The organism is Streptomyces sp. NPDC005374 (assembly GCF_042872225.1).
In the GTDB taxonomy this organism is placed as follows: domain Bacteria; phylum Actinomycetota; class Actinomycetes; order Streptomycetales; family Streptomycetaceae; genus Streptomyces.
In genome coordinates this window covers 157,978-182,165 of sequence record NZ_JBIAKA010000016.1, presented here as the reverse complement: position 1 = coordinate 182,165, position 24,188 = coordinate 157,978, and the positions used below count along the sequence as shown (strand labels likewise).

The window sequence follows — 24,188 nt, the reverse complement described above, 5'->3', positions numbered from 1 at the left end:
CAGCGCATGACCGGATCCGACGTGCCCCAGATCGACACGAGCCGCCCGCATCCGGCGCGGGTGTACGACTGGTGGCTGGGCGGCAAGGACAACTACCCGGTGGACGAGGCACTGGCCCGCCGGATCCTCGAAGCGGACGGCACCGTACTGCGCGGGGCACGCGCGAACCGCCGTTTCATGACCAGGGCCGTGCGTGCCGTGGCCGAGGCCGGGACACGTCAGTTCCTGGACATCGGCACGGGCGTCCCCACCGAACCCAATCTGCACCAGGTCGCCCAGGGCGTCGCCCCCGAGGCGCGCGTGGTGTACGCGGACAACGACCCGATCGTGCTCCGGCACGCGGAGGCGCTGCTGGGCGGCACCCCCGAGGGCAGCACCGCCTACGTCCACGCCGACGTCCGTGACATCGACACCCTGCTGGCCCGGGCGGCCGGGTCGCTGGACCTCGGCGAGCCGGTGGCGCTGTCGCTGGTGGCGCTGACGCACTACCTCGACGACGATCCCGACGGGGACGACGTGCACGGCCTGGTGGCGAAGTACGTCGACGCGCTCGCCCCCGGCAGTTACCTGATCCTGTCCCAGGTCACCGCCGACCTCAGTCCGGCGGACGTCGAGAAGGCGGCAGCCCACTTCCACCGCAGCGGGCTGCCCTTCCACCCCCGCCCACTGGCGGAGTTCCGGCGCTTCTTCGACGGGCTGGAGCTGCTGGGCCCGGGGGTGATCCCGGCCTCCGGGTGGCGGCCCGAGCCGGAGGACGTGGCGGTCCAGGCGGAGGGCATCGTGCCGGTGTACGCGGGGGTCGCCCGCAAGGCCTGAACCCGTACGGGTGCCGTGAACGGGTGCGCTCGCGCACCCCGCCCTAGGTTCGAAGGAGCCGCGGACGGCAGAGAACCGACGACGCTCAGGAGACCCGGATGCCCTCGGATGCGGTGCTGTACCAGGCGGCGGCGCTCTGTCTGACGTATCCCGACGACGACTTCCGCGCCCGGCTGCCGCTGCTGCGTGAAGCGGCCCCGCAGCTGCGGGAGTTCGTCGACCATGCGGCGGTGACGCCCGCGCCGGAGCTGGCGGCGCACTACGTCCGGGTCTTCGACGTCGGGAACCGGCACGGCCTGTATCTGAGCCGGTGGCAGAACGGGATGTCAGCGGCCCGGTTCAAGGAGGTCTACCGGGCCGCCGGACTGGAGTTCGCCGGTGCGGAGCTGCCGGACTTCCTGCCCTCGGTGCTGGAGTTCACGGCCCGCACCGGGGACCTCGGTCCGCTCACCGAGCACCGGGACGGTCTGGGTCAACTGCGCTCCGGGCTCGGCGACTTGGGCACACCGTACGCGTCCGTCCTGGATGCCGTGTGCGCCACGCTGCCGGCCGGGGGGCGCCCCTGACGGGGGTGGCGTGGCCGGGTCTCAGGCCGCCCCGCCCTTCTGGTCCCGTTCGTCGTCCACGATCTCCGCGTCGACCACGCCTTCCTCCTCCTGCGGGGGTGCGGACTGTTCGCTCTCCGGTGGCGACTGCTCGGCCTGGGCGTACATCGCCTGGCCCATCCTCTGGCTGACGGAGGCCAGCTTCTCGACGCCGTCGCGGAGGGCGCCGGTGTCGGCGTTCTCCTCCAGGAGCCGCTTCAGGTCCGTCACCGCCGACTCGACCTCCGTCTTCGTGTCGGCGGGGACCTTGTCGCTGTTCTCGCGGACGAACTTCTCGGTCTGGTACACGAGTTGCTCGGCCTGGTTGCGGGTCTCAGCGGCCTCGCGGCGACCCCGGTCCTCCTCGGCGTACTGCTCGGCCTCGCGCATCATGCGGTCGATGTCGTCCTTCGGGAGCGCCGAGCCGCCGGTCACCGTCATCTTCTGCTCGCGCCCGGTCGCGAGGTCCTTCGCCGAGACGTGCATGATCCCGTTCGCGTCGATGTCGAAGGCCACCTCGATCTGCGGCACGCCCCGGGGAGCGGGCGGCAGGCCCGTGAGGTCGAAGACGCCGAGCTTCTTGTTGTACGCGGCGATCTCCCGTTCACCCTGGTAGACCTGGATGCCGACGGAGGGCTGGTTGTCGGTGGCGGTCGTGAAGATCTCCGAACGGCGCGTGGGGATCGTGGTGTTGCGCTCGATGAGCTTGGTCATGATGCCGCCCTTGGTCTCGATGCCCAGGGACAGCGGGGTGACGTCGAGGAGGAGTACGTCCTTCACGTCGCCGCGGATCACACCCGCCTGGAGTGCCGCGCCGACCGCCACGACCTCGTCCGGGTTGACCCCCTTGTGCGGGTCCTTGCCGGTGAGTTCCTTGACGAGATCCGTGACGGCGGGCATGCGCGTCGAGCCGCCGACGAGGATCACGTGGTCGATCGCGGCGAGCTTGATGCCGGCGTCCTTGACCGCCTGGTGGAAGGGGGTCTTGCAGCGGTCGAGGAGGTCGGCGGTCAGCTCCTGGAACTGGGCCCGGGTCAGCTTCTCGTCGAGGTGCAGGGGGCCCTCGGCGGAGGCGGTGATGTAGGGCAGGTTGATCGTGGTCTCCGAGGACGACGACAGCTCGATCTTCGCCTTCTCGGCCCCTTCGCGCAGTCGCTGCAGCGCCATCTTGTCCTTGCCGAGGTCGACGCCGTACTGCCCCTTGAAGGTCTTCACGAGGTGCTCGACGACCCGCTGGTCCCAGTCGTCACCGCCCAGGTGCGTGTCGCCGTTGGTCGCCTTGACCTCGATGACCCCGTCGCCGATCTCCAGCAGGGACACGTCGAAGGTGCCGCCGCCGAGGTCGAAGACCAGGACCGTCTGCTCCTCGCCCCGGTCCAGGCCGTACGCCAGTGCCGCCGCCGTGGGTTCGTTGATGATCCTCAGGACGTTCAGGCCCGCGATGTCCCCGGCTTCCTTGGTGGCCTGCCGCTGGGAGTCGTCGAAGTAGGCGGGGACGGTGATCACCGCGTCGGTGACGTCCTCGCCGAGGTAGGACTCGGCGTCCCGCTTCAGCTTCTGCAGGACCCGCGCGGACAGTTCCTGCGCCCGGTAGCGGGTGCCGTCGATGTCGCCCTGGTCCGGGAAGCGCCAGCTCCCGTCGCCCATGTACCGCTTCACGGAGCGCGCGGTGCGCTCGACGTTCGTCACGGCCTGCCGTTTGGCGACCTCGCCCACCAGCACCTCGCCGTTCTTGGCGAAGGCCACGACCGACGGTGTGGTCCTGGCCCCCTCCGCGTTGGCGACGACGGTGGCCTCACCGCCCTCCAGCACGGCCACCACCGAGTTCGTGGTCCCCAGATCGATCCCGACCGCACGTCCCATCGCTGTCCCCTTCCACAAGGTTCCACAAGGCGGTTGCACCAGGGAGCCGTCCCGCACTCCAGCACAAAACTTGAGTGCGCTCTTGTCAATGGTGCGAGTGGCCCCGCTCAGTGGGACGAGTACCCCAGTGGGCGCTTCTCGTGCGGTTCGCCGCGCAGCGCGACGGCTCGCCGCGGCCGGTCGGTGATCAGGACGTCGACGCGCGGATGGTCGAGGAAGGCCCGCATCAGGGTGTCGTCGTTGACCGTCCAGACCATGGTGAACAGATCGTGCCGGGCCGCCTCGCGCAACACGTTGGCCCGGGCCAGCAGCTGGTGCACGGCCACTCCGCCCGCGCCGCAGGCGCGCACCCGGCGCATCGGCAGAAGCTCGCTGAGCCGGGTACCGGCCAGCCGGGCCCGGGTGATCTCCTTGCGGTCGCGTCCCAGGGACAGCGCCGTGCGCACACGGGGGAAGGCCTGTGCGACGGCCGCGACGGAACGGTCCTCCAGGGTGGTGGCGACGAAGCCGTCCGTACCGAGCAGGGCGACGGCCCGGTCGATCAGCTCACGCTCGTAGCCGGTCTCCTTCAGGTCCAGATGACCGATGAGGCGCCCCGAGATCAGCGACATGACCTCTTCGACGACCGGTACGGGATATCCGGCCCGTTCGCTGAGCTCGGCGTGGGTGATCTCCGCCAGGAGCGGGCCGGTGTGCCCCGCCCGGGGGTCGTGGTAGACGACGAAGACGCCGTCCGCCGTGCGCCGGATGTCGAACTCGGCGTACTCCGCCCCGGACCGGATCGCGTCCTCGTACGCCTCCCGGGTCGCGGCACCGGCGCGTTCGCAGCCGCCTCGGTGGGCGGAGACGGCGGGGTGTCGGGACATGGGCGGGTCAGCTTCCGGCCGGTGGGCGCTGGGCGGGGATCGGGGCGGGCGGGGTCAGCAGGGGGCCGGAGCGTCTGCCGGTCCGGATGATCCGGACGTATCCGATCACGGCGAGCACGAGGAAGGGAACCCAGGCCAGGAGGTACGCCGGGAGGTACCGCGGGTCGAAGATGGAGCGGTGGTCGTTCACGGTCGTCGCGTTGACGCCGAAGAACGCCAGCAGCAGGGTCGGCGGCAGGGCGATCAGGGTGGCGATCGCGACCAGCACGGAGACCGTGCGGTCGCGGCGGTCGTCGCGCTCGGAGAGTTCGGCGTCCAGGGCCGCCGAACGGGCGCTGATCACCGAGGTCAGCCGCTCCACCATGCGGGCGGAGTTCTCCAGGCTGTCCCGGATGCCGAGCGCGTCGCGCAGGGAGGACTGGAAGGCCTCCATGACCGTCTCCGGGATCAGCAGGCTGTCGACGTACGCCTCCACACCGAAGGCCAGGTCCAGCTGGAGTTCGTTGACCCCCGCCGACAACTGTGAGATCAGCGACCGGATCTCGTACGGCGAGCTCGCGGACGCCTGTTCGTTCGCCCGCATCGTCTCGAAGGCGGCCAGCCGGGTGCGCTGCAGGACGGCCAGCGCGGAGATCATGCCGACGGCCACCAGGATCAGGCCGTTCTCCACGTGCTCGGCCCACCCGGCGTGCACGGAGACCCCGCGGCCGTGTGCGGAGAGGGTGCTGCCGTGGTCGCGCAGATGGGGCGGTTCGGTCGTGGCCATCCGGCCGCGGTACAGGATCTCGTTCAGCATGAGGGAGCGCTGTGCCGCCTGGGAGTTCAGCAGTTCGTCGCGCAACTCGCCGCCGGGGAAGACGAGTTGGTGCACGTTCTGGCCGAAGGCGAGGGGCTCCGACGGGACCGGGCGGATCCCGAGCGCGGTGAGCAGGGGACGGTCCCCGAGCATGATCCGTTCCCGGTCGAAGCAGGTGGCCGCGAGCCACTCGGCGAGGGCGGCGGCCGGGGTCGGTCCGGCGAACCCGCAGTCCATGGCCAGGGTGATGTCGCCGCGCGGGGTGGCGAGAAGGGCGAGCTCGACCGACGTCGGCTCCAGACCCCGGTCGGCGTGCGGCAACCGCAGCTCTCCGGGCTCCACCTCCTCGACCGACACCGGGACCGGCAGCACCGCCTCACTGGATCTGAGGTGGAGGGCGAAGCGGCCGAAGTCGAACCGGTCGACGAGGCTGCCGAGCGAGGAGCGGTCCGGGTCCAGGCTGCCGGTGAGGCTGAACAGCACCAGGACGCGGGTGAGTTCACGGGTGCCGGAGTCGAGTACCGCGGTACCGCTGGATGTTCCCGGGATCATGGTGTTGCCCTCCACGCCGACGATCTCACACCCCGGACCGATGGTGCGCAGCCCCCTTCACAAGGGCTGCGCACCATCCGGGACGGGCCGCCTCAGGCGAGCTTGGCGTCCAGCGTGATCGGTACGGACTTCAGGGCCTGGCTGACCGGGCAGTTGGCCTTGGCGTCGTCCGCGGCGGCGGCGAAGCCCTCCTCGTCCAGGCCCGGCACGGTGCCCTCGACGGTGAGGTGGATGCCGGTGATGCCCTCACCCGGCTGGAAGGTGACGTCGGCGGAGGTGAGGAGCTTGGTGGGCGGGGTGCCCGCGCCGTTCAGGGCGTGGGACAGCGCCATGGAGAAGCAGCTGGAGTGCGCGGCGGCGATCAGCTCCTCGGGGCTGGTCTTGCCGTTGGCGTCCTGGGAGCGCGAGGCCCACGTGACCGGCTGTGCCTCGATGGCGCCGGAGGAGTCGAAGTTGACGACACCGCTCCCCTCGAGGAGGCTGCCTTCCCAGACGGTGTGTGCGGAGCGCGTGGTGGCCACGATCAGTCCTTTCCTGTGGTCCCGCTTACGGGGGATGCGGGATCCATCCGATCACACTACGGCTCAGCTCACCCGGAAGACCGGCCCACGTGCGGTGAACGGCAGCCGGGCCCCCTGCGGGATCAGATAGGCGTGCTCGCGCCGCACCCGCAGCACGTCGCACCAGCCGTCCGTGATCACCAGTACGGGCGCGCCCGCGGGGAAGTCGTCGGCGCGGTGCAGCAGGTCGATGCCGGGCTGCAGGACGGTGCCGCCGCGGCCGTGCACCCGGACCCTGCCCGCGATGTCGGTCACGGGCAGGTAGCCGGCGTCGTGCGGGGCCGCGTCGCAGAACACGACCCGGGCGGCCGGTACGTCCCGTGCCCCGGCGTACGAGGCGATCGCGCCGAGTGCCTTGCCGAGCAGGGTGCGGTCCATCGAACCGGAGGTGTCCAGGACCACGCCGAAGGTGCAGCGGGCGATCTCCTCGGGCGGGAAGTACCGGCCCGCGCGGGGGATGTCCGGGGTGGCGGACTGGCGGCGCGAGGGACGGGCGTAGGACCTCACGGGCTGCGGGCTGGGCACGAACTCGTCGAACCAGCGGGCCAGTTGAGCGTCCCAGGGCAGCGGCGGATGGCTGAGCGCGCGGATCTCCTCGACCAGGCCGCCGGGCAGGAAGCCGCGTTCCTGCTGCCGGTGCAGGTCGAGGCCCTGGGCGAGGCCCCGGCGGTAGAACTCGTCGAGGTCGACGTAGTCGCGGGGCGAGCCGAGCGGGCCGCCGAGGATGTCGCCGACGCCCTTGCCGCGCAGGGTGGCCAGACGGCGTCTGCGGCGCAGGTCGCCGGCGATGCGGTCGTAGACCTCCTCGGAGGACAGGCCGGCGAGCTCGGGGTCGTACAGCAGGCCTTCAGGCATGAGGCCGATCTGCATCTCGTTCAGCCAGCCGTTGATGACGTAGTCGCAGGCGATGTTGAAGAGGTAGGGGTCGCGGGTGCCGCAGCGGTCGCCGTGGCGCAGGGCGGCGTGCAGCATCTCGTGGGCGAGGACGAACCGCCATTCCTCGTCGTCGAAGCGGCGCAGCGGGTTGATGTAGATCTCGGCGGCCTCGGCGTTGACGGCGGCGATCGCGATGCCGTGGGCGCGGGCGAGTTCGGCGTCGGCGACCACCTTGATGCCGGCCGCGATGCCGCCGAGCAGCGGGTAGGAGGAGACGAACCAGCTCAGGGCCCGCTGCCAGGGCCGCCGCTGCGGCGCCTCGCCGTCGAGCGAGTCCCGGCGGCCGCCCGCCATCTCCATCGCCGCGGACACGGTCCGGGTCAGCGCGGTGGCGAACGCCAGCTGCCAGTCGGGCGGTTGGGACCAGCCCACCCATCCCAGCAGCATCTGGTCGGGCTCGCCGCCGGCCGTACCGCAGTGTTCGTAGACGGCCGGGATGCCGTCGCGCCGCCAGCGGGCGGCGAGTTGCTCCTCGTCACCGTCGGGGTAGGAGGCGGGCAGGTGGTCGGGGGCCCTGCCGACGGGGAAGCCGAGCAGGAAGCGGTTGACGACGAGACAGCGGGCGGCGAGGTCGAAGCGGTCGGGCTGAACGCGTTCACCCTTCACCGCCGGGACGTGTCCGAAGCCCAGGTGGAGGACGGCGTGGGCGAGCGCCCAGGCCCAGGCGGCGGGCTCGGCCAGCCGGTCGGGGTGGGCGTGCAGGTCGCCGTCGGAGTCGACGACCACGAGTCCGTCGCGGGGCGCGAAGCGGCACTCCTCCCGGCGGCAGACGTCGAACTCGACGGCCGCGAGGGCCGGGTTGGCCCGCATCAGCTTCATCCCCTCGGCGAACGCCTCGCCCGCGAGGTCCCGCTTCTTCTTCTTTTCGGGGCTTCGGCTCACCGCCGCGCCTCCACCAGCCGGGGCATGTCACGGGCCGCCTCGACGAGGAACCAGGAGGGCAGGACGGGGTTGCCCTCGGCGTCGGAGGCGATGACGGTCTGGGCCACCTCGACGGAGATCTCGGCGAGTTGGACGAGCAGCGACTTGGCGCGGTACGCGGTCTGCCGGCCGTTCGCCGACATGTGCTCCTTGCTGACCGGGAGTTCCTTGATCAGTCGGCCGCGGAAGGACTCGGCGAGGTAGTAGAGCAGGTCGCGGTCCTCCAGCCGTCCCGGCCAGCGGGTGTCGCCCTTGATGATGGCCTCGATGCCGAACTGCCCGCGCACGATCTTGACGTATCCGCAGAAGGCGGTCGCGTGCGCCGGCGTCAGCGTGCCGTGCGCCAGGACCTTCAGAGTGTCCTCGTCGAGGTCCCGGCCGAAGGAGTGCAGCGCGTCGGAGAGCATGTGCCAGGAGCGGGGCGTGGAGAAGGGCTCCTCGGTCTTCGGCGGCCTGGACCACAGGTGGTCGGGCCGGTCGGTGAGGTGGTCGAGGATCCAGGGGTGGATGCCGTTCTCGCCGGCCCAGACCAGCCAGTCCTTGACGGACGCCTCCAGGTGGACATGGGCGAGTCGGTTGACGAGGGCGGAGGCGATGGGCCGGGCCAGCGCGTTGTCGGTGGCGCGGTTGCCGGCGCCGATGACGATGGAGCCCTTGGGGAGTTCGTAGTCCCCGATACGGCGGTCCAGAATAAGCGAGTAGAACGCCTTCTGCACATCCGGCGTGGCCGCGTTCAGCTCGTCCAGGAACAGGCAGTACGGCTCGTCGCGGGCGATCGACTCCGGCGGGCAGAACACCGAGCGTCCGTCCCGGATCTGCGGCACCCCGATGAGGTCCTCGGGGGCCAGCTGGGTACCGATCAGGCTCACGCACTCCAGCCCCAGCGAGGCGGCGAACTCCCTGACCAGGGACGACTTCCCGATTCCGGGAGCACCCCAGACGAAGACGGGCCGCACGGTCGCGAGACCGAGGAGAAGCTCGGGGATCCGGGAGGGAGTGACGGTGACGGCAGCCTGCAAAGCGGTGGCTCCAGGGAGGTGTTCGAACGGGGATGACTCGAACAGTGTGGGCGGCGAGCCAAACAGGCGCAGCTGATTTTCCAGGGACGCCTTCAGCTACTCAGGGGCGCAGGGAACGGCGCGACCAGCCCCCACGCGCCCGCAGCCAACCCACTACGCGGCCTTCTCCTCAGCCTTCTCCAACGGCACTTGAGGCCCCCCAGCTTCGTCGAGCCACCCCCGCAGCACCTCATGAACCCCCTCCGCTCCGGCAAGCCCCTCAGGCGGCGCGGACAAGGCGAGCGGCGACAACAGGAACGGCTTCCCCTGAGCCCCACCGAGCCCGCCGTGCGACCCGATCTGCTCCTCGAAGGCGAGGACCTCCCCCTCCACCGGGTCGTACCAGGAGTTGACCATGATGTCGGCGGTGTGCGGGAAGGAGTGCGTGCGGCGCACGGCGTCGGCCGCGCCTGGCCCGAAGTCGGCCAACGGCCCGGGATCGTCGTCGAGTCGGTCGAGGGGGATCTCCTTGCCGAACGGCCCCAGCACCACCCCTCCGTGTCTCTCGCTGCGCACGAGGAGGAACCCGATGCCGGGATGGTTGGCGAGGGTGGTCAGCAGGGCCGGGTGCCGCGCGTCGATCTCCTCCTTGGTCATCCGGTGGTGCACATCGGGAAAGGAGATCAGACCGAGGTTCCCGGAGGCCAGCACGATCGGCTCGGAGCCGCGGGCGGGCCGGAACTCCTCGCGGCTCTCCTTGCCCGGCCGGCGCAGCGCGGCCCGCACCGCGGCGCGGGCCTCGGCACCGCTGTGGGTGCGCTCGGCCTTGCGCGGCACGGGCAGCCCGCAGCCGGCCCGGACCAGGTCACCGAGGGTGAGTCCGTAGCGGGTGCGGAAGGTCTCGCCGGGGCTCTGTCCGTGGTCGGAGAGGACGACGATCCGGTACGGGCGCGGGGCGTGCTCGGCGACGTTCTCGATCAGCGCGAGGGAGCGGTCCAGGCTCGTGAGGACCTTCGCGGCGTCACGGCTGGTCGGACCGGAGTGGTGGGCGACCTCGTCGTAGGCCACGAGGTCGGCGTAGACGGCCGTACGTCCCGCGAGCATGTCGCCCATCACGGCGGTGACCACGACGTCCCGCTCCACGACGGTCGCGAAGGCGCGGACGAGCGGGTACAGGCCCCCGCGACTCACCCTTGGGCGCTCCTTGCGGGCCCGGGAACGGGTCGACTGGCCGATCTCCCGGCCGACCTCGGCGAAGAACGACAGGGCGGTGCGGACGGCGTTGGCGGGGTCGGAGAAGTAGGCGAAGTAGCCGGCCCGGGAGCGGGTCTCCCGGCTGCGGCGGCGGGTGGCGATGGACAGGACGAGGGCCTGTTCCTCGGCTCCGCCGGAGAAGAGGTTGCCGCGGCTGGCGCCGTCGACGGTGAGCAGTCCGCCGTGTCCCGCCTGCTCCACGGCCCGGCGTTGGAGCTCCACGGCGCTGGTCGGGCGGTTGCAGACCATCACCTCGCCGCGGTCCTTCTCGTACCAGCGGAAGGCGGGGACGTCGTGGTTGCTGCCGTGCAGGATGCCGAGCTGGCTGGCGCCGGTCTGGCTGGACCAGTCGGTGCGCCAGGAGGTGAGCCGGTGGGTGGGGCGCGCGCGACGGCCGGGGACCTCGGCGCGGCCGGTCCAGCGGGCGACGGTGGGCATCAGTCCCCTGGCGACGGCGGCCAGCAGGACGTCGTGGCCGACGCCGTCGAGCTGGAGGAAGACCGTGCCGGGGGTGGCCGGGCCCACGGGGCGGTCCCTGCGGCGGCGGTCGGCGAGACGGTACAGGCGGCGCCGGTAGGCGTCGTCGTCGCGCACGGCGAGGGCACCGCCGGTCGCGGAGGCGACGGCGGACATCACGGCGGCGACCACGACCGCGGTCTCCGGGGCGGCGTCGCCGCGCTCGGCGGGGTTCAGGCGCAGCGCGAGCAGCAGCAGCGCCCCGTTGAGGAAGAAGACGAGGAGACCGAGCACCAGGGTCGGCACCAGCAGGAACAGCCTCACGAGCAGCGGCCAGACCACGGCCGACAGCACGCCGAAGGCACCGGCGCCGAACGCGGCGGTCACGGCGATCCGGGTCGCGCTGTCACCGGTCGGGGACTGGAGCCTGAAGTCCGGCAGGATCCCGGCCAGCACGAGCATCGTGAGCGTCGAGACGGCCCATACCGTGACGCTCCGCCCGACCTGACTGGCCACCCGCCGCCAATGCCCTGCAAGCACGCGCCGCACACCTCACGTCCCGGCCCGTCGTCGGTGCGGGCGCTGGGACCAGCGTGTCATACGGGTCCGACAGGCAGCTCCCGGTGGAGGAGCGCGGGGTCAGCGCCCGTCGTAGCCCGCCGTCGGCATGGACAGTCTGCGGTGCACCCGGGCCTTCATCTGGGCGTCGTACAGGGGCTCCGCGAAGCCGACCGTCTCGACCCGCACCCCCCGCCGGGCGCACTCCGCGGTGAACTCCTCGACCGAGGACAGGGCGCTCTCCAGGACCCGGCGGCTCGGGGCCACGAAGAGGTCGGTGCCCGCGCGCACCCCGTCCCACAGCACGCCGTGGTCGGCCCGCAGCCCCCGCACCAGCAGTTCCCGCCGTACGGTGTACCCCCGCTCCGCGGCCCAGCGCGCGCACATGGCGTGCTGGCTGCGGGAGTCCACCAGGAAGGGGTCGGCGTCCAGTTCCTCGAGCGGCGTCAGACTCGCGATCGCCGTGACACGGACCGGTCCCATGGTGTCCCCCTCACCTCCGGGTTTCGCCGCCGACCCTACTCCAGCCCGTAGGCTTCGGGGAGTCGCGCGAAGGAGGCAAAGAGGTGCCGGTGGAGATCACCTGGTGGGGTCACGCGACCTGCACGGTCACCGATTCGGACGTACGTGTGCTCACCGACCCCCTGTTCGCCCGCCGGCTCGCGCATCTGCGCCGGCGTCGCGGGGCGGTGCCGCCGCCCGGTGCCTGGCGCGCGGACGTCGCGCTCGTCTCCCATCTGCACGCCGACCACCTGCACGTTCCCTCGCTGGCGCGGCTCGATCCGGGCACGCGCCTGCTCGTGCCCCGGGGCGCACCACGTCAGGTGCCGGGGCTGCGCCGGCTCACTCACCTGCAGGTGGAGGAGGTGGCGCCCGGGGACGAACGGCGGGTCGGCGACCTGCTGATCCGTACGGTGGCCGCGCGGCACGACGGGCGACGGCTGCCGGTCGGGCCGCACCGCTCCCCCGCGCTCGGTTTCGTCGTCGAGGGCTCGGCGCGTACCTACTTCGCCGGTGACACCGGGCTGTTCGACGACATGGCCAAGGAGGTCGGACCGGTCGACGTGGCCCTGCTGCCGGTCGGCGGCTGGGGGCCCTATCTCGGCGAGGGGCACCTCGACGCGGGGCGTGCGGCCCAGGCGCTGGCGCAGCTCGCGCCGCGCAGCGCGGTGCCCGTGCACTACGGGACGTACTGGCCGATCGGGATGGACGCGGTGCGGCCGCACGAGTTCCACGCGCCGGGTACGGAGTTCGTACGGCTGGCGGGCGAGTTCGCACCGGGGGTGGACGTGCACCGGCTGGAACACGGGGAGAGCGTGCGGCTGGAGGTCGCGGGGTGATGTGGCTCGCAGCCGCCACCACCGGGGCGACTCCGGGAGCCGCCGGGCAGGCGATCGGGTATCCGACGTTGTTCCTGCTGGTGTTTCTGGGGGCGTTGGTACCGGTGATCCCCACGGGGGCACTGGTGAGTTCGGCCGCCGTCGTGGCCTTTCACCAGACGGCGCCCCTCGCGATGGTGTTCGTCTTCGCCACGGCTTCGCTCGCCGCGTTCCTCGGGGACATCGCCCTGTACTGGCTGGGGCGGCGCGGGATGAAGTCGAAGAACGGGTCGCGGTGGCTGGAGGCGATCCGGTCGCGGGCGCCGGAGGAGCGGCTCTCCCAGGCCCAGGGGAAGTTGACCGACCACGGGGTGGCCGTTCTCGTTCTCTCCCGGCTGGTGCCGGCGGGACGGATTCCGGTGATGCTGGCCTGTCTCATGGCCGAGTGGCCGTTGCGACGGTTCGTCCGGGGGAACCTGCCGGCCTGTCTCGCCTGGGCCGCGACGTATCAGCTGATCGGGGTGCTGGGCGGGTCGTTGTTCAAGGAGCCCTGGGAGGGCGTGGCGGCGGCGATCGCGCTGACCGTTGCGATCAGCGCGACGCCGACGGTGTGGAAGCGGGTCCGCTCCTAGGTCCTTACGGGCGCTCCAGGACCCGTGAGCCCCCGATGGGCAGATCCCACAGGTCCTCGCGTGCCAGGCCCGCCTTCTCCCAGGCCTTCCGCACTCTCGTCAGGGGCTCCAGGACCGGTTCCGCCGACAGGACGAACGTGGCCCAGTGCATGGGGGCCATCCGGCGGGCGCCCAGGTCCTGGGCCGCTCTCACCGCCTCCTCCGGGTCGCAGTGGACGTCGCTGAGCCACCAGCGGGGGTCGTAGGCGCCGATCGGGAGAAGGGCCAGGTCGATGCCCGGATAGCGGTCGCCGATGCGGGAGAACCAGTGGCCGTAGCCCGTGTCGCCCGCGAAATAGACGCGTTGGCCGTCCGGTGCTGTCAGGACCCAGCCGCCCCACAGGGTGCGACAGGTGTCCGTGAGGGAGCGCTTGGACCAGTGGTGGGCGGGCACGAAGTCGAAGCGGACGCCGTCCAGTTCGGCCGCCTCCCACCAGTCCAGTTCGGTGACCGCGGTGAAGCGGCGGCGGTGGAACCAGCGGGCCAGGCCGGCCGGGACGAAGACCGGGGTGTCGCGCGGGAGTCGGCGCAGGGTCGGGGCGTCGAGGTGGTCGTAGTGGTTGTGGCTGATGACGACCGCGTCGATGCGCGGAAGGATGTTCCAGTCGATGCCCACCGGGGTGATGCGGGCCGGGGTGCCGAGGATGCGGCGGGACCAGACCGGGTCGGTGAGAACGGTCAGGCCGCCGATCCGCACGACCCAACTGGCGTGTCCCGCCCAGGAGACGGCGACCGTGCGGCTGTCGACGGCGGGCAGCGGGCCGGGTTCGTAGGGCAGCTTCGGGATGTCGGCGAGGCCCTCGGGGCCGGGGCGTACGGCGCCCTCGCGGGCGAAGCGGGCCATGGACTTCAGACCCGGCAGCGGGGCGGTCAGACGGTCGTGGAAGGACCGTGGCCACACTCTGCGTTCCCCCAGCGGGCGGGGTTCGGCGAGCGGCGGGGACGGCGGCGCGAAGGAGGAGGAGACCAAGGGCTCGTCGGCCACTCGCATGCTCGTGGTCGACTCGGACTGCTGCGTCATCGAGGAGGCTCCCATCGCTGAGCGTCGTCGCAAAGGTCGTCGAAGACCGACTTCAAGGTGATCAACGCGCGTTGCACGTGTGGCAGTTCCAACGGTGCGGGTGACGTGAGGCATTCCGCGCGCTGCTCGTCCGTGGCGCCGAGCAGCGGGCCGGTGGACAGCCGTACGCGCAGCGCGCCGAGGTCGTCGCCGAAGCGGTGGCCGCCGGGCGCGGGCATGCCGAGCCGGGCGGTGAGGAAGTCCTCCAGGTCCTGGGCGTCGCCGACGCCCCGCGCGGTGAGCGCGGGGCGCAGGGGTCCGAGGTCGGGGTAGAGGTGGCGGCCGGCCCGCGGGGGCCGGCACAGAGCGCCCGCGCCGACGGCCACGGCGTGCGCGGCGGCGGCCACACGCGCGTGGAGGTCGACCACGGCGCCGCGGTGGGCGATGACCGGGGCGGGCTCGGTGAGCGCGTGGGCGGCGGCCGCGGCGACCGGGGCGGCGACGCGGGCGTCCAGGGCGGTCAGTACGTCCAGCACACGCGCGCGCAGGCCGTCGCCGCTGCCGTTGGCCGGGAGGCGGGCGATGGCGGCGGGCCAGCCGGCCGGCAACAGGCTGCCGGCGAGGTCGGTGACCACGGTGACCCGGTCGGGCATCATCTCGGCGGGGCTGAGCAGGACCGTCTCGTGCGGGGCGTGCACGGTGTCGCGCCAGGTCTCGTCGCTGACCAGGTGCAGGCCCTCGCCCGCGGCGGCCTCGACGGTCTCGTGCAGCACCTCGGGCGGGGCGACGGTGGCGGTGGGGTCGTCGGCGACGGACAGCACCAGCAGCCGTGGGTCACCGCCCTCGGCACGCACCCGGCGCACGGTCTCCAGCAGGGCGTACGGGTCCGGGACACCGCCGCACTCGGCCGGTGTCGCCACATGGAAGACGGGCCTTCCGAGCAGGCGTGCGTACGGCGCCCACCATGCGGCGCAGGGGCGGGGGACCAGGACGTCACCGCCGATTGCGGCGGTCAGGGCGAGCAGGAGGGAGGGGGCGCCGGGGGCGGCGACCACATGGTCGGGCCGGGCGGGCAGGCCACGCCGGTCGCCGTAGTCGCAGGCGGCTTCGAGGAACGGGGCGCCACCGCCGACGGGTTCGGCGTGGGGGCGGGCGGCCGCGGCGGCGAGCACGGCGGTGAGTTCGGGCAGTACCGGCAGCGCGTCGTCGGGCGGCGGGGGGCCGTAGCGGACGGGGCCGTGGCCCTCCGGGTGGGTCCGCATGATCACCTCCGTGAGCCGCTCTCCGGTGGCACGCAGGGCCCGCCGTCTCGTTTCCCGCGCTTCGGGGTGCGCTCGGCGCACTCCTCGCGGTCTGAGTACCCACGGTGCCACCGGCCCATGGGCGCCCGTGCGGGTTGCACCCGTCACACGGGCCCGGCGTTCCGCTCAGCCGTCCGCCGCGGGAGCCTTGCGGCGCAGCCGGTACACGGCCCCTGCCGCGGCGCCCGCGATCAGCAGCCCACCGGCGGCCAGGGCGGGGACGCTGTCGCTGAAGGTGCCGCCCTGACCGGCCCGGACGGGACGCTGGACGGTCGCGGCGTCGCAGGTGCCGGTGGCCGGTTCGGTGCGCGGCTCGGTGCACGGGCGGCGCTCGGGGCTTTCGGTGGCGCCGCCGCGGGCGACGGTGAACGTGGCGCTCCACGCCTTGCCGACCGCGCGGTCCGCGGCGGGGCAGGTGCCCTCGACGGTCCACGCGGAGTCCGGGCCGACACCGCCGGCGCCGTCCTGGAGCTCCTGGTCGGCGGCGATGAGCGCGGTACCGCTGTAGGCGGGGCCGGAGACCCCGTCGTCGTTGCCGGGCACCAGTTGCAGCCGGACGGTGTCCGTCTGGAAGGCCTGCGAGGTGGCGTCGACGGTGGCGGGTGGCGTACCCGCGCCGGGGTCGCACGAGACGGACACGGTGACACTGCCGCCCGGTGTGACACTGCTCGGGCTGACTTCGGCGGCCGGGTCGGCGAAGGCACTCGGCGCGGCGAGACCCAGGGCGATCCCGAGCGCGAAGAGGACGACGGACAGGGCCCGGAGACGGGCGGTGCGGCGCATGGGGTGGACTCCTTCGGCCGACGGCTGCGGGGCCCGTCGTCGGGCGTCGGGGGTACGACGACTGGACCGGGGGCACGACGGTCGCACCCACGGTCATCACAGCCCGCGGAGCTCCGGCCCGCGCGCGGCCGGAGGCCATTGGCGGGACGGTGAGGGCCGAGTGGGTGACCCCGGACGGCGTCGAAGGCTCAGGCGCTGTCGCTTCGGGACCGCCCCGTCACGCGGCGGCGTCACGCATGATCTGCTCGCGCAGTCGTGCACAGCAGCGGCTGATCAGCCGGGACACGTGCATCTGGGAGATGCCCAGCTGCTCGGCGATACGGCTCTGGGTCATGTCGCCGAAGAACCGCATGTAGAGGATGGCCCGCTCCCGCTCGGGCAGTGCGGCCAGCCGGGGCCTGACGGACTCGCGGTCCACGACCGTGGCCAGTGCGGGGTCGAGCGAGCCGAGGGCGTCGGCGAGGGAGTAGCCGTCCTTGCTGCCGGGCAGTTCGGCGTCGAGGGACAGGGCGGTGAAGCTCTCCAGTGCCTCCAGACCGACCAGGACGTCCTCCTCGCTCATGTTCGCGTGCGCGGCGATCTCGGCGACGGTGGGCCTGCGGCCGGGGATGGTCTGGGCGAGGTCCTGGGAGGCGAAGCGGACGCGGTTGCGCAGGTCCTGGACCCGGCGCGGCACGTGCAGGGTCCACATGTGGTCGCGGAAGTGCCGCTTGATCTCGCCGGTGATGGTGGGCACGGCGTAGCTCTCGAAGGCGTTGCCGCGTGCGGGGTCGTATCGGTCGACGGCCTTGACCAGGCCGAGCGCCGCGACCTGGCGCAGGTCGTCGAAACTCTCGCCGCGGTTGCGGAAGCGGCCGGCGAGGCGGCCGGCCATGGGCAGCCAGGCCTCCACGATCCGTCCGCGCAGGGCCTCGCGCTCGGGGCCCGGGGGCAGTGCGGCGAGCCTGCGGAAGCTGTCGGCCGTGTCGGGGGCGTCGTCGTGCGGGTGGTGCTTCGCGCTCACTGGAGTGGGCATGTGCGTCGCAACTCCCTAGATCGTGCTCTGGGGCGGGCGATCGGGGTGGGAGCGCGTCTGCGAGGGGGCCGGGCAGGCGCGACCGTGGCGGCGCGGAGCCGCTCCCACGGACGTGCCTCCGGTCCGAAGCACTGGGACTGCGCCTGCCCCCGGCCCCCGGGGGCAAACACCGGGGCAGGTTTTCCGGGAGCGCGCAGGGAGACTCGTAGGGCTGCTGCCCGTGCCACCTACGTCCGGGAGGTCAGCCCATGAGCACCAAGGTGTCCGATCACATCCTCGAGCGGCTGCGCGAGTGGGGTGTGGACCATGTCTTCGGCTATCCGGGCGACGGCATCAACGGCCTGCTGGCGGCCTGGGGCCGGGCGGACAACCAGCCACGGTTCGTGCAGTCCCGGCACGAGGAGATGTCCGCGTTCGAGGCGGTCGGTTACGCCAAGTTCAGCGGCCGCATCGGAGTGTGCGCGGCGACCTCCGGGCCCGGTGCGATCCACCTGCTCAACGGCCTGTACGACGCCAAGCTGGACCATGTGCCGGTGCTGGCGATCGTCGGGCAGACGCACCGGACCGCGATGGGCGGGTCGTACCAGCAGGAGGTGGACCTGCACACGCTGTTCAAGGACGTGGCCTCGGAGTTCGTGGAGACGGTGACGGTTCCCGAGCAGTTGCCGAACGTCCTGGACCGGGCGATCCGCACCGCGTACGCCCGCCGGTGTCCCACGGCGATCATCATTCCCGGGGACGTCCAGGAACTCGACTACTCGGCGCCCACACACGAGTTCAAGATGGTGCCGTCCAGTCTGGACCGCAGCGAGTGGACGTCGGTGCCCTCCCAGGAGGCGTTGGAGCGGGCCGCGGAGATCCTCAACTCCGGTGACAAGCCCGCGATCCTGATCGGCCAGGGCGCGGCCGGTGCCCGGCCCGAGGTGGAGCGACTCGCCGAACTGCTCGGCGCGGGGGTCGCCAAGGCGCTGCTCGGCAAGGACGCCCTGAGCGACGAACTCCCCTTCGTCACCGGCTCGATCGGCCTGCTGGGCACGCGGCCGTCGTACGAACTCATGCGGGACTGCGACACCCTGCTGACCATCGGCTCGTCGTTCCCGTACACGCAGTTCCTGCCGGAGTTCGGCAAGGCGCGGGGTGTGCAGATCGACATCGACCCGCACATGGTCGGAATGCGCTATCCGTACGAGGTGAATCTCGTCGGTGACGCGAAGGCGACGCTCCAGCGGCTGATCCCGATGCTGGACGTGGAGCGCGGCGGGCGAGAGTGGTACGACACGGTGTGCGACAACGTCACCCGCTGGCGTGACGTGATGGACCGGCGGGCGCAGCAGTCCGCCGACCCGATCAACCCGGAGTACGTGGCCCGCGCCCTGGACCCGCTGCTGCCGGACAACGCGATCGTCACCTCGGACTCCGGTTCCACCGCCAACTGGTACGCCCGGCACCTGACCATGCGGCCCGGTATGCGCTCGTCGCTGTCCGGCACGCTGGCGACGATGGGTCCGGGGGTGCCGTACGCGATCGGCGCGAAGTTCGCGCACCCGGACCGGCCGGCCATCGCGCTGGTCGGGGACGGGGCGATGCAGATGAACGGCATGGCGGAGCTGATCACCGCGGCCAAGTACCGGGAGCTGTGGGAGGATCCGCGGCTGATCGTCGCCGTCTGGAACAACCACGATCTCAACCAGGTCACCTGGGAGATGCGGGCCATGGAGGGCGCTCCTTCGTTCCTGCCCTCGCAGCAGTTGCCGGACGTGCAGTACGCGGCGTTCGCCCGGTCCCTGGGTCTGACCGGGATCCGGGTGGAGAAGCCGGAGGACGTCGAGGCGGCCTGGCGGGCCGGCCTGGCGGCGGACGGGCCTGCGGTCCTGGAGTTCCTCACCGACCCCGCCGTACCGCCGATCCCGCCGCACGCGACCTGGGAGCAGATGGAGGCCACGGTCTCCTCGATCCTCAAGGGCGACGCGGACGCGGCGTCCATGGTGAAGCAGGGCTTCAAGGCGAAGGTGCAGGAGTTCCTGCCGGGGCGGGAGAGGAAGTAACCGCCGCCGTCGGAAGGACGGCCGGTTCGGGCCGGTCGTCCTCCCCGATCGGAAGCATCAGCTCCTCGTACCGGCCCAGCGCGAGGACCACGCCGAGCATGAGCAGGGGTATGAGCGCGGCGAGGAACACCATCGCCAGTCCTTCCCGAGGGAGGTGCGCGGGGGGTCCGGACCGGGTCTCCCGGCTTCGGTGGCACAAACCCCGTGTCGGCCCGCGGTGCTCGGGTACGCGGTGCGGACCCGAAGATCTGGAGGGGAGACATGCAGCGAGGCAGCGACCGGCTGAGCCGCCACCGCGACGACGAGATGAAGCACGAACTCCAGGGAATGCTCCGCTCCGGGCATCCCACCCGGAGCGAGGAGTGGAACGACCCGGAGCCGACCGCCGACGACGATCCGCAGGTCTGGGGCGGGCCCGTGACACCCGGCCGGCCCGGGGCGTCACTGGAGGGCGTCCGGCTGGAACTGGCCCGGATCCTGGGCCGCAGCTCCTTCCCCGCCACTGCCGTGGAGCTGGGGCGGGCACTGCGCCGCAAGCACGCCCCCGACGCCCTTGTCGAGGCGGTGGAGGCGTTGCCGCGCAAGGAGAGCTACGCCACCGTCCAGGAACTCGCGCGGGCGCTGACCCGCGCGGAGGGCACGCCGTGACGGCCGAGCTCGTACGGGACGTGATGACACCCGGTGTGGTGGCCGTCCGCCCGGACGCCTCGCTGGTCGAGGCGGCGCGGCTGATGCGGGCGCAGGACATCGGCGACGTGGTGGTCGCCGACGGTCAGCGGGTGGTGGGGCTGCTCACCGACCGGGACATCACGGTCCGGGCGGTGGCCGAGGGCGTCGACCCGTTGACGGTGAGCGCCCGGTCGGTGTGCACGCCGGATCCGGTGACGGTGGCCCCCGGCGACCCGGTGACCCAGGCGGCCGCGCTGATGCGCGCGCATGCCGTACGGCGGCTGCCGGTGATCGAGGACGGTATGCCGGTCGGCATGGTGAGCCTCGGGGACATCGCGGAGGCGCGGGACCCGGGTTCGGCACTCGCCGACATCAGCCGTGCCGGTCCGGAGGACGGGGCCCCCGTATGAGCCGGGCCCCGCGGAACGGGCGCACGGCCCGTACAGGCCGTGGAAGGAAAATGCTTTCCAGGAAAGGTCGTTGATCCATCATGCGTATCGCGTTTGTGACCGCGCCCGAGGGCGTCGAGCAGATCGAGCTCACCGATCCGTGGCAGGCGGCGGTGGACGCGGGACACGAGCCCGTACTCGTGTCGACGAAGCCCGGGAAGATCCAGGCCTTCAACCACCTCGACAAGGCGGACACCTTCCCGGTGCAGGAGGTCGTGGGCGAGACGTCCGCGGAGTCCTTCGGCGCGCTGGTGCTGCCTGGCGGGGTGGCCAACCCGGACTTCCTGCGGACGGACGAGAAGGCCGTGGCGTTCGTCCGGGACTTCTTCACGCAGGGCCGCCCGGTGGCGGCGATCTGCCACGCGCCGTGGACGCTCGTCGAGGCGGACGTCGTACGGGGCCGGGTGCTCACGTCCTGGCCGAGTCTCGAGACGGACATCCGCAACGCGGGCGGCACCTGGGTGGACGAACAGGTGAAGGTCTGCGACCACGGGAACAACAAGCTGGTCACCAGCCGCAAGCCGGACGACCTCAAGGCGTTCTGCGAGACGTTCCTCGACGTGTTCGCCCAGGAGGCGGCCGCCTGACGGGATCAGGCCCCGCGAGCAGGACTCGGTGACCTGCTGATCACATGGTCGGCAGGTCACCTTTCGCTTTCGTGGGGCCGGTCACAACGTCGGCGCCGCCGACTCCCCCGGCCTGCGTTCACGCGCGCCCTCACGGGTGCGGCCCGCGGCCACTGTCCGGCGCGGGTTGCGGCGCAGGTACTCACCCTCGAGCCGTGCCATGCGCTCGTTGTGGGCGCTGAGCGCGTCGTTCGAGCCGTGGAGCAGCGTCTCGTGCCGGGTGCGGTGGATCGTCTCCAGCTCTTTCATGAGCTGCTGGTCGTCCAGCCGGTCGGGGTCGACTCCGGTCATGGTGGTGTCCCGCTCGTCGTGTTCGTTCATGCGCTTCGGGTACCCGCCCGCGAAGCATTACCGCACTGCCCCCGAGCGGTATCCGGGAGGGAAACAATGGATCTCGCTTTTCTGCATCCACTCTACGAACATCCGGGCCCCTGGGCCTCCGCGTACGTCGACGCCCCACGTCCCACGGAGGACGCGTCCCACGAACGGCATCTCGCGGCGGTCGCGGTCGCCCGCGAGCTGTCCACGCAGGGGGCCGACGAGGAGACCTGCGTGGCTGTGCGGGAGGCGCTTCAGGAGGTGCGGCAGTCGTCCGAACCGCACGGCCGGGCCGTGTTCGCGCGGGCGGGCGAGGTCGTCCTGGCCCTGCCACTGAGCCGGTCCCCCGACGGCAGCGTGGTCCGCTGGGCCCCGTTGCCGCACACCGCGCCGCTGCTCGAGCTGGCAGGTGAGGAGCCGGTGTGCGTGGTGGCGTGCGTCGACCGCAAGGGCGCGGACCTCGAGCTGCGCGGGTCGCTCGGGCGCGAGGACGCCGGCACGGTCACCGGCAGGCAGTGGCCCGTCCACCGGACGAGCACCGGCGATTGGTCGGAGCGGCACTTCCAGCTCAGGGTGGAGAACACCTGGGAGCACAACGCGGCCGAGATCGCGGACGCGCTCGCGGTCTGCCAGGAGGAGACCGGCGCCGACCTGCTGATCCTGGTCGGCGACGAACGCGAGAAGCGGTCCGTGCGCGAGCGGCTGCCGAAGCGGCTGCACGACATGGTCGTCGAGGCCGCGCACGGCGCCGGGAGCCGGCTGCTCGACGAGGACGTGGAACACACCCGCGCCGAGCATGTACGGCTGCGCGCGGAGCGGGAGCTGGAGCGGTTCCTCGCGGCCCGGGCGCCGGGTGACGACGGGCGTCCCGGGGCCGTGGAGGGCGTGCCCGCGCTGGTCGAGGCGGCGCGTGAGCACCGGATCGGCGAACTCCTGATCCGCCCGGACGGCCCCGACGCGCACCGCGAGGTGTGGGTCGGCGAGGATCCCGACCAGCTCGCGGTCCGTCGTACGGATCTGAAGATCCTCGGCGAGCAGAACTCCTGGTCGGCACGCGCGGACGACGCCCTGATCAGGTCGGCGGTGGCGACGGGCGCCGCGGCGCTCTCCGTGACACCGGCGCTCGGGGACGAGGCGCCGGTGGGTGGACTGGGCGCGCTGCTGCGGTGGACGTGACCCGCTTCCCGGACGGGCCCGGTGGCTACCGGGCCCGTTCCACGCGCCGCTCGTCCCACACCGGCTCGTCGGTCTCCCGTACTCGCCCGTCCGAACCGAAGACGAGATAACGGTCGAACGAACGCGCGAACCACCGGTCGTGCGTGACCGCGAGGACCGTGCCGTCGAAGGCCTCCAGACCCTCCTGCAGGGCCTCCGCGGACTCCAGGTCGAGGTTGTCCGTGGGCTCGTCCAGGAGCAGCGCGGTGACGCCCTGGAGCTCCAGCAGGAGGATCTGGAAACGGGCCTGCTGGCCGCCGGAGAGGCGGTCGAAGCTCTGCTCGGCCTGGCCGGTCAGTTCGTAGCGGCGCAGCCGGGAACTCGCGGCGCCCCGGTCCTGGGCGTGCTCCTTCCAGAGGATGTCCAGGAGCGTGCGCCCCTCCAGCTCGGGGTGGGCGTGGGTCTGGGCGAAGTGTCCGGGCACCACACGCGCCCCGAGCTTCCACTCCCCCGTGTGCGCCACGTCGCCGCCGGCCAGCAGCCGCAGGAAGTGGGACTTCCCCGAGCCGTTGGAGCCGAGGACGGCGACGCGTTCGCCGTAGAAGACCTCCAGGTCGAAGGGCTTCATCAGACCGGTCAGCTCAAGTCCCTTGCAGGTGACCGCCCTTACCCCGGTACGGCCGCCCTTGAGCCGCATCGTGATGTCCTGCTCGCGCGGCGGCTCGGGCGGCGGCCCGGCCTCCTCGAACTTGCGCAGACGCGTCTGCGCGGCCTGGTAGCGGGAGGACAACTCGTGGCTGATGCTGGCCGCCTGACGGAGGTTCAGCACCAGCTTCTTCAGCTGTGCGTGCTTCTCGTCCCAGCGTCGGCGCAACTCCTCGAAACGGGCGAAGCGTTCACGCCGCGCCTCGTGGTAGGTGGCGAAGCCGCCGCCGTGCACCCAGGCGTCCGCCCCGGTCGGCGAGGGCTCCACCGAGACGATCCTCTCGGCCGCGCGCGAGAGCAACTCCCGGTCGTGGGAGACGAACAGAACCGTCTTGCGGGTCTCCTTCAGCCGCTCCTCCAGCCAGCGCTTGCCGGGTACGTCGAGGTAGTTGTCCGGCTCGTCGAGGAGCAGCACCTCGTCCGTCCCGCGCAGCAGCGCCTCCAGCACGAGCCGCTTCTGCTCGCCGCCTGACAGCGTCCGCACCTCCCGGAACTGCGCCTTGTCGTACGGCACCCCGAGCGCGGCCATGGTGCACATGTCCCACAGCGTCTCCGACTCGTACCCGCGCACCTCGGCCCAGTCGGACAGGGCCTGCGCGTACTTCAGCTGCGCGGCCTCGTCGTCGACGGTCATGATCAGGTGCTCGGCGCGGTCCACGGCCTGCGCGGCCTCCCGGATCCGGGGCTGCGCCACCGACACGAGCAGATCCCGTACGGTCGTCTCGTCCCGCACGGAGCCCACGAACTGGCGCATCACGCCCAGGCCGCCGCTCACGTTGACCGTCCCGCCGTGCGGTTTCAGCTCTCCGGAGATCAGCCGCAGCAAGGTCGTCTTGCCGGCGCCGTTCGGCCCGACCAGGGCCACCACGGCCCCTTCGCCCACCCGGAAGGACACATCGCCGAGCAGCGCCCTCCCGTCGGGGAGGTAGTACTCGATGTGCGCGGCTTCCAGATGTCCCATGAGGCCGCATT

The 24,188-nt window shown here is 72.1% G+C and carries 23 protein-coding genes; 9 read left to right on the top strand and 14 right to left on the bottom strand.

The genetic code is table 11. The features are described 5' to 3' along the window. Positions 1-6 precede the first annotated feature (6 nt). Together ACFYRX_RS34665 and ACFYRX_RS34660 are read left to right on the top strand one after the other, a co-directional pair. A complete protein-coding gene (locus tag ACFYRX_RS34665) occupies positions 7-816 on the top strand; it encodes an SAM-dependent methyltransferase (protein WP_389108554.1) in 810 nt (269 codons plus the stop codon). A 98-nt stretch (positions 817-914) separates the two neighbouring features. Continuing rightward, on the top strand, positions 915-1,382 hold the full coding sequence (locus ACFYRX_RS34660) for a nitrate reductase molybdenum cofactor assembly chaperone (protein ID WP_389108552.1): 468 nt from the start codon (positions 915-917) through the stop codon (positions 1,380-1,382). A 21-nt stretch (positions 1,383-1,403) separates the two neighbouring features. On the opposite strand, the gene dnaK is transcribed toward ACFYRX_RS34660, so the two are convergent. From dnaK to ACFYRX_RS34620, 8 genes are all read right to left on the bottom strand, one after another. After that, positions 1,404-3,263: a molecular chaperone DnaK gene (gene dnaK / locus ACFYRX_RS34655; RefSeq protein WP_389108549.1), complete on the bottom strand. Its 1,860-nt coding sequence runs from the start codon at positions 3,261-3,263 to the stop codon at positions 1,404-1,406. A gap of 107 nt (positions 3,264-3,370) precedes the next feature. Further along, complete coding sequence (locus tag ACFYRX_RS34650; protein WP_389108547.1) at positions 3,371-4,129, bottom strand: glycerophosphodiester phosphodiesterase family protein; 759 nt, start codon at positions 4,127-4,129, stop codon at positions 3,371-3,373. A 7-nt stretch (positions 4,130-4,136) separates the two neighbouring features. Further along, positions 4,137-5,477 (bottom strand): hypothetical protein, encoded by a 1,341-nt coding sequence (locus ACFYRX_RS34645; RefSeq protein ID WP_389108544.1) that lies wholly within the window; start codon positions 5,475-5,477, stop codon positions 4,137-4,139. A gap of 92 nt (positions 5,478-5,569) precedes the next feature. After that, positions 5,570-5,998: an OsmC family peroxiredoxin gene (locus ACFYRX_RS34640; protein ID WP_389108541.1), complete on the bottom strand. Its 429-nt coding sequence runs from the start codon at positions 5,996-5,998 to the stop codon at positions 5,570-5,572. Between the two features lie 63 nt (positions 5,999-6,061). Then, positions 6,062-7,792: a hypothetical protein gene (locus ACFYRX_RS34635; protein WP_389108731.1), complete on the bottom strand. Its 1,731-nt coding sequence runs from the start codon at positions 7,790-7,792 to the stop codon at positions 6,062-6,064. A gap of 59 nt (positions 7,793-7,851) precedes the next feature. After that, positions 7,852-8,913 carry an ATP-binding protein gene (locus ACFYRX_RS34630; protein ID WP_389108538.1) on the bottom strand — a complete coding sequence of 354 codons (1,062 nt, stop codon included), beginning with the start codon at positions 8,911-8,913 and terminating at the stop codon, positions 7,852-7,854. A gap of 153 nt (positions 8,914-9,066) precedes the next feature. Then, the gene (locus ACFYRX_RS34625) at positions 9,067-11,151 is read right to left on the bottom strand and encodes a phage holin family protein (protein WP_389108535.1); all 2,085 of its coding nucleotides are present in this window, start codon (positions 11,149-11,151) and stop codon (positions 9,067-9,069) included. A 90-nt stretch (positions 11,152-11,241) separates the two neighbouring features. Then, the gene (locus tag ACFYRX_RS34620; RefSeq protein ID WP_389108533.1) at positions 11,242-11,643 is read right to left on the bottom strand and encodes a hypothetical protein; all 402 of its coding nucleotides are present in this window, start codon (positions 11,641-11,643) and stop codon (positions 11,242-11,244) included. A gap of 83 nt (positions 11,644-11,726) precedes the next feature. On the opposite strand from ACFYRX_RS34620, the gene ACFYRX_RS34615 reads away from it, so the two are divergent. Both ACFYRX_RS34615 and ACFYRX_RS34610 read left to right on the top strand, forming a co-directional pair. Then, complete coding sequence (locus tag ACFYRX_RS34615) at positions 11,727-12,500, top strand: MBL fold metallo-hydrolase (RefSeq protein ID WP_389108530.1); 774 nt, start codon at positions 11,727-11,729, stop codon at positions 12,498-12,500. Then, entirely contained in the window at positions 12,500-13,111 is a 612-nt protein-coding gene (locus ACFYRX_RS34610; protein WP_389108728.1) for a DedA family protein, read from the top strand. The genes ACFYRX_RS34615 and ACFYRX_RS34610 overlap by 1 nt, the downstream gene beginning before the upstream one ends. 4 nt (positions 13,112-13,115) lie before the next feature. Here the strand turns inward: ACFYRX_RS34610 and ACFYRX_RS34605 are convergent, their stop codons facing one another. From ACFYRX_RS34605 to ACFYRX_RS34590, 4 genes are all read right to left on the bottom strand, one after another. After that, positions 13,116-14,171, bottom strand: coding sequence for an MBL fold metallo-hydrolase (locus ACFYRX_RS34605; RefSeq protein ID WP_389108527.1), 1,056 nt, complete (start codon positions 14,169-14,171; stop codon positions 13,116-13,118). Then, entirely contained in the window at positions 14,168-15,412 is a 1,245-nt protein-coding gene (locus ACFYRX_RS34600) for an aminotransferase class I/II-fold pyridoxal phosphate-dependent enzyme (protein ID WP_389108524.1), read from the bottom strand. Before ACFYRX_RS34600 ends, ACFYRX_RS34605 begins: the two co-directional genes overlap by 4 nt. 165 nt (positions 15,413-15,577) lie before the next feature. Further along, positions 15,578-16,234 carry a hypothetical protein gene (locus tag ACFYRX_RS34595; protein ID WP_389108521.1) on the bottom strand — a complete coding sequence of 219 codons (657 nt, stop codon included), beginning with the start codon at positions 16,232-16,234 and terminating at the stop codon, positions 15,578-15,580. Positions 16,235-16,451: 217 nt separating this feature from the next. Then, positions 16,452-17,249, bottom strand: a complete 798-nt coding sequence (locus ACFYRX_RS34590; RefSeq protein WP_389108518.1) for an RNA polymerase sigma factor SigF — start codon at positions 17,247-17,249, stop codon at positions 16,452-16,454. A gap of 248 nt (positions 17,250-17,497) precedes the next feature. Between ACFYRX_RS34590 and ACFYRX_RS34585 the strand changes: the two genes are divergently transcribed. The 4 genes from ACFYRX_RS34585 to ACFYRX_RS34570 all read left to right on the top strand — a co-directional run bounded on the left by ACFYRX_RS34585 (position 17,498) and on the right by ACFYRX_RS34570 (position 20,999). Next, on the top strand, positions 17,498-19,294 hold the full coding sequence (locus ACFYRX_RS34585) for a thiamine pyrophosphate-requiring protein (RefSeq protein ID WP_389108514.1): 1,797 nt from the start codon (positions 17,498-17,500) through the stop codon (positions 19,292-19,294). A 261-nt stretch (positions 19,295-19,555) separates the two neighbouring features. After that, the gene (locus ACFYRX_RS34580) at positions 19,556-19,942 is read left to right on the top strand and encodes a DUF2795 domain-containing protein (protein ID WP_389108511.1); all 387 of its coding nucleotides are present in this window, start codon (positions 19,556-19,558) and stop codon (positions 19,940-19,942) included. Then, complete coding sequence (locus ACFYRX_RS34575) at positions 19,939-20,373, top strand: CBS domain-containing protein (RefSeq protein WP_389108509.1); 435 nt, start codon at positions 19,939-19,941, stop codon at positions 20,371-20,373. The genes ACFYRX_RS34580 and ACFYRX_RS34575 overlap by 4 nt, the downstream gene beginning before the upstream one ends. Before the next feature lie 80 nt (positions 20,374-20,453). Beyond that, positions 20,454-20,999 (top strand): type 1 glutamine amidotransferase domain-containing protein, encoded by a 546-nt coding sequence (locus ACFYRX_RS34570; protein ID WP_389108506.1) that lies wholly within the window; start codon positions 20,454-20,456, stop codon positions 20,997-20,999. A gap of 81 nt (positions 21,000-21,080) precedes the next feature. On the opposite strand, the gene ACFYRX_RS34565 is transcribed toward ACFYRX_RS34570, so the two are convergent. Beyond that, positions 21,081-21,359 carry a DUF6158 family protein gene (locus ACFYRX_RS34565; RefSeq protein WP_389108503.1) on the bottom strand — a complete coding sequence of 93 codons (279 nt, stop codon included), beginning with the start codon at positions 21,357-21,359 and terminating at the stop codon, positions 21,081-21,083. A 66-nt stretch (positions 21,360-21,425) separates the two neighbouring features. Here ACFYRX_RS34565 and ACFYRX_RS34560 point away from each other — a divergent pair, with 66 nt between their 5' ends. Then, positions 21,426-22,532, top strand: coding sequence for a Vms1/Ankzf1 family peptidyl-tRNA hydrolase (locus ACFYRX_RS34560; protein ID WP_389108500.1), 1,107 nt, complete (start codon positions 21,426-21,428; stop codon positions 22,530-22,532). 25 nt (positions 22,533-22,557) lie between these two features. On the opposite strand, the gene ACFYRX_RS34555 is transcribed toward ACFYRX_RS34560, so the two are convergent. Then, positions 22,558-24,177, bottom strand: coding sequence for an ABC-F family ATP-binding cassette domain-containing protein (locus tag ACFYRX_RS34555; RefSeq protein ID WP_389108497.1), 1,620 nt, complete (start codon positions 24,175-24,177; stop codon positions 22,558-22,560). Positions 24,178-24,188 lie beyond the last annotated feature (11 nt).